Origin of the sequence: Alkalilacustris brevis (genome assembly GCF_003350345.1) — a bacterium.
Classification (GTDB): domain Bacteria; phylum Pseudomonadota; class Alphaproteobacteria; order Rhodobacterales; family Rhodobacteraceae; genus Alkalilacustris; species Alkalilacustris brevis.
In genome coordinates this window covers 1-2,500 of the sequence record NZ_QNVJ01000072.1, presented here as the reverse complement: position 1 = coordinate 2,500, position 2,500 = coordinate 1, and the positions used below count along the sequence as shown (strand labels likewise).

Genomic DNA, 2,500 nt, shown 5'->3' with positions numbered 1-2,500 from the left:
CCGAGTGATCTAGGCATGGCCAGGCTGAAGGTTGGGTAACACCAACTGGAGGGCCGAACCCACATCCGTTGAAAAGGATCGGGATGAGCTGTGCCTAGGGGTGAAAGGCCAATCAAACTCGGAGATAGCTGGTTCTCCGCGAAAGCTATTTAGGTAGCGCGTCAGACGAATACTTCCGGGGGTAGAGCACTGGATGGGTAATGGGGCCCCACAGGCTTACTGATCCTAACCAAACTCCGAATACCGGAAAGTACTATCTGGCAGACAGACGGCGGGTGCTAACGTCCGTCGTCAAGAGGGAAACAACCCTGACCTGCAGCTAAGGCCCCCAATTCGTGGCTAAGTGGGAAAGCATGTGAGACGGCCAAAACAACCAGGAGGTTGGCTTAGAAGCAGCCATCCTTTAAAGATAGCGTAACAGCTCACTGGTCTAAATTTAAGCTGTCTTGCGGCGAAGATGTAACGGGGCTCAAGCCACGAGCCGAAGCTCAGGGTGTGCAGCTTGCTGCACGCGGTAGCGGAGCGTTCTGTTCTGTTCTCCATGTCTCTTCAACGCCCCCTCGGGTGCGTTGCGCAGACGCGGAGACTGCTGTGAAGCCGGGCCGTGAGGCACCGGTGGAGCGTACAGAAGCGAGAATGTTGACATGAGTAGCGACAAACAGGGTGAGAAACCCTGTCGCCGAAAGTCCAAGGGTTCCTGCTTAAAGCTAATCTGAGCAGGGTAAGCCGGCCCCTAAGGCGAGGCAGAAATGCGTAGTCGATGGGAACCTGGTTAATATTCCAGGGCCAGGAGGATGTGACGGATCCCGAGTGTAGTTCTTCCTTATCGGATTGGAAGGGCTGCTTAGGGGTTCCCGGAAATAGCCCTCCATCAGACCGTACCCTAAACCGACACAGGTGGACCGGTAGAGAATACCAAGGCGCTTGAGAGAACGATGTTGAAGGAACTCGGCAAAATGCCTCCGTAACTTCGGGAGAAGGAGGCCCCGTCATTGGGCAACCAGTGGCGGGGGGCACAGACCAGGGGGTGGCGACTGTTTACTAAAAACACAGGGCTCTGCGAAGTCGCAAGACGACGTATAGGGTCTGACGCCTGCCCGGTGCCGGAAGGTTAAAAGGAGGGGTGCAAGCTCCGAATTGAAGCCCCGGTAAACGGCGGCCGTAACTATAACGGTCCTAAGGTAGCGAAATTCCTTGTCGGGTAAGTTCCGACCTGCACGAATGGCGTAACGACTTCCCCGCTGTCTCCAACATCGACTCAGCGAAATTGAATTGCCTGTCAAGATGCAGGCTTCCCGCGGTCAGACGGAAAGACCCCGTGCACCTTTACTACAGCTTCACACTGGCATCAGGATTGCGATGTGCAGGATAGGTGGTAGGCTTTGAAACCTCGACGCTAGTCGGGGTGGAGCCTCCCTTGAGATACCACCCTTCGCACTCTTGATGTCTAACCGCGGTCCGTTATCCGGATCCGGGACCCTGTGTGGCGGGTAGTTTGACTGGGGCGGTCGCCTCCCAAAGAGTAACGGAGGCGCGCGAAGGTGGGCTCAGAGCGGTCGGAAATCGCTCGTTGAGTGCAATGGCAGAAGCCTGCCTGACTGCGAGACTGACAGGTCGAGCAGAGACGAAAGTCGGCCATAGTGATCCGGTGGTCCCGAGTGGAAGGGCCATCGCTCAACGGATAAAAGGTACGCCGGGGATAACAGGCTGATGGTGCCCAAGAGTCCATATCGACGGCACCGTTTGGCACCTCGATGTCGGCTCATCTCATCCTGGGGCTGGAGCAGGTCCCAAGGGTACGGCTGTTCGCCGTTTAAAGAGGTACGTGAGCTGGGTTTAGAACGTCGTGAGACAGTTCGGTCCCTATCTGCCGTGGGTGTAGGAGACTTGAGAGGAGTTGCCCCTAGTACGAGAGGACCGGGGTGAACGATCCACTGGTGGACCTGTTGTGGCGCCAGCCGCAGTGCAGGGTAGCTATGATCGGAAAGGATAACCGCTGAAGGCATCTAAGCGGGAAGCCCCCCTCAAAACAAGGTCTCCCTTGAGGGCCGTGGTAGACCACCACGTCAATAGGCCGGAGATGTAAGCGCAGCAATGCGTTCAGTTGACCGGTACTAATCGCCCGATTGGCTTGATCCGATCCGGAAACAGCAAGGCAATATGCCTCGCTCGGGATCAATCAGAAAGCATACACAGACCTTGACATGGATAGTGCCCAAAAAGCACTGATGGTGTTTCTTCCCCGGTTTGGTGGTCATGGCACGTGCCAAACACCCGATCCCTTCCCGAACTCGGAAGTTAAGGGCCGTCGCGCCAATGGTACTGCGTCTCAAGACGTGGGAGAGTAGGTCGCCGCCAAACCTGGAAAGAAACACAATCTCTCAAAACGATCCAAAAACAAATCACTGACGCGGGGTGGAGCAGCCCGGTAGCTCGTCAGGCTCATAACCTGAAGGTCGTAGGTTCAAATCCTACCCCCGCAACCAAAATTCCACAATAA

The 2,500-nt window shown here is 56.0% G+C and carries 1 tRNA gene and 2 rRNA genes (1 of these 3 cut by a window edge); all 3 read left to right on the top strand.

Going from position 1 to position 2,500, the window contains the following annotated elements:
• Window positions 1-2,139, top strand: a 23S ribosomal RNA gene (locus tag DQ229_RS11945) (it extends 720 nt beyond the left edge of the window).
• Window positions 2,140-2,246: 107 nt separating this feature from the next.
• Window positions 2,247-2,361: ribosomal RNA gene (gene rrf, locus DQ229_RS11940) — 5S ribosomal RNA — on the top strand.
• A gap of 48 nt (window positions 2,362-2,409) precedes the next feature.
• A tRNA-Met gene (locus DQ229_RS11935) sits at window positions 2,410-2,486 on the top strand.
• Window positions 2,487-2,500 lie beyond the last annotated feature (14 nt).